This is a genomic window from Polaromonas sp. P1_E1_2, from assembly GCF_056406035.1.
In genome coordinates this window covers 1-2071 of sequence record NZ_JBFUAZ010000693.1, presented here as the reverse complement: position 1 = coordinate 2071, position 2071 = coordinate 1, and the positions used below count along the sequence as shown (strand labels likewise).

Here is a 2071-nt window from a genome sequence, read left to right as displayed (position 1 = left end):
ACGCTGCAACCGGAATTCTCGGTGGCTTACCTGCTCAGCAAAAACATCGCCATCGGCGCCGAATACCGTTTTATGCGCAACAAGCTCGAGGGCGCCGGCCGCGCGGCCGGCCTGGGCAACGGCCTGCGCTCTGAAGACTGGAAAGACATCTTTATTGCCTGGGCACCGACCAAAAACCTTTCGCTCACGCTGGCGTATGTGGACCTGGGCGTGATCGTGCCTGCCACCACCGGCAGCCGGAAGCAGACCGGCTACTACCTCTCGGCTCAGGTCGCTTTTTAAGCCCGACGAACAACCCCCTTCAAGGAACCGCCCCATGAAAAACCCTTTTGTTTCTTTTGCCCTCGCGGCAAGCCTGTTGACGGCCGGCGCAGCATTTGCCCAGACGGCACCCAAAGACGACCAGCTTTACAAAGCCTTCGGTGAAAAAGCCGGCCTGGTGGCGCTGATGGACGACTTCATGGTTCGCCTGCTGGCCGATCCGCGCACCGGGCCGCATTTCAAGCCGTCGAACCAGCAGCGCGTGAAAGAGCAGCTGGTGGACCAGCTCTGCGCCCTGAGCGGCGGCCCCTGCGTTTACAAGGGTGCGGACATGAAAAGCGCGCACGCCAACCTCGACATCAAGAAGTCGGACTTCCACGCCCTGGTGGAGGTGCTGCAGCAAAGCATGGATGCCAGGGGCATTCCTTTTCGCAAACAGAATGAAATGCTGGCGCTGCTGGCTCCCATGAACCGGGACATCATCACGCCCCCTGAAACGGCGGTCAAACCATGAAAAAAGCGATCCAGCTCACAGCAATTAGCGCGCTCTTCGCCTTCGGCGCAGGGGTTCATGCGGCCAGTCTCACGGTGTCGGTGCTCGACAAAGACGGCAAACCGGTGCCGGATGCCGTGGTCGTGGTGGCACCCGCCAACAAAAGCGCCCAGCCCAGGACGCCGCTGGCCGCGCAGGCCACCATTCACCAGGAAAAGATGCAGTTTGTTCCCGCGGTGACGGTGGTTCCCGTGGGGGCAAAAATTCAGTTTGTGAACAACGACCCCTGGGACCACCACGTGCGCAGCTCGCCCGCCGGTATGGGTCAGTTCAACGCGACGAATGCCGGCTTCGAGCTTCGGCTGGAAGGCAAACCCGACGGAAAGCCGGGCAAGTCCAGTGAAGTGACGCTGGACAGGGCCGGCGTTGTCGGGGCCACCTTGCTGGGCTGTTTTATCCATGGCTCGATGCGCGGCTATATCTACGCCAGTGAATCCCCCTGGGCGGCCAAAACCAGCCCGGAAGGCATCGCGAGTTTTGAGGACCTGCCTGAGGGTGCCGCGCAGCTGAAAGTCTGGCACCCCGACCAGCTGGTGGACATCGTGCCGCAGCAGGTCACGGTGGGCCCCGTGCCGGCCAAAAGCGTCATGCAGCTCACGGTGGTGCCGCGAAGGCGCAGGTCTTGAACGGCCGGCCCCGAGGTTTTTAGCGCCGGCTGTCGTCCTTCTGGGAATCAGGCTCCAGCGGCGACAGGTCGGACGAATAGACCCGGTCGCCGATATGCAGCGCCCGCCCCTTCTCCCAGGCGGCTTCAAAGGCCGCGAGTTCTTCAGCCGTGGCGCGCTCCCGGCGTTGTACCGGTGGCGGTGGGCTGGCCGCATCCTGGCTCGCGGGCAAGGAGACGGGCCGGCTGGGCGCGAAGGCCTGAATCTGCTCATTGATCTGCCAGTACACACCGCTGACCAGCAGGTTGTAACGCGCAGCGGCATTTTTGGCGATAGCCGCACCCACCTCGACCAGCCGGGCCGGCCCACCTTCCCGGTTGTCCAGGAAGTCGGTGGAAAGGTCCACCAGCACCATGTACTGGTGGCCTCGCTTGTCGTTACGCACCACGCGGAATTTGTAGCTGGCCGACAAAATTCCGTGGGCCTGCATCGTGACCTTGATGGCCTCGAACAGCATCTCGCGCCGAAACGCCATGCGCTCGTCAAGGTTCATCTTGACCGGACCCGTCTCAGGCCCCGTGGCATCGTGCTTGGGACTCTTGCTGGCGCTGAAAAGGTTCTTGAGCACGGACATGTCAGGCCTCGCTTCCTC

Annotated in this window: 4 protein-coding genes; 3 read left to right on the top strand and 1 reads right to left on the bottom strand. The window is 62.5% G+C overall.

The window, feature by feature from the left end; genetic code table 11:
• The 3 genes from AC1D1P_RS21810 to AC1D1P_RS21800 form a co-directional block, all read left to right on the top strand.
• Positions 1-282, top strand: a 282-nt coding sequence (locus tag AC1D1P_RS21810; protein WP_477674413.1) for a DUF3034 family protein, incomplete at its 5' end; no start/stop codon positions are given.
• A gap of 34 nt (positions 283-316) precedes the next feature.
• Entirely contained in the window at positions 317-775 is a 459-nt protein-coding gene (locus AC1D1P_RS21805) for a group I truncated hemoglobin (RefSeq protein ID WP_477674412.1), read from the top strand.
• The gene (locus AC1D1P_RS21800) at positions 772-1440 is read left to right on the top strand and encodes a cupredoxin domain-containing protein (RefSeq protein WP_477674411.1); all 669 of its coding nucleotides are present in this window, start codon (positions 772-774) and stop codon (positions 1438-1440) included. Before AC1D1P_RS21805 ends, AC1D1P_RS21800 begins: the two co-directional genes overlap by 4 nt.
• 19 nt (positions 1441-1459) lie before the next feature.
• On the opposite strand, the gene AC1D1P_RS21795 is transcribed toward AC1D1P_RS21800, so the two are convergent.
• Positions 1460-2071: hypothetical protein (locus AC1D1P_RS21795; RefSeq protein WP_477674410.1), on the bottom strand; the 612-nt coding region annotated here is incomplete at its 5' end.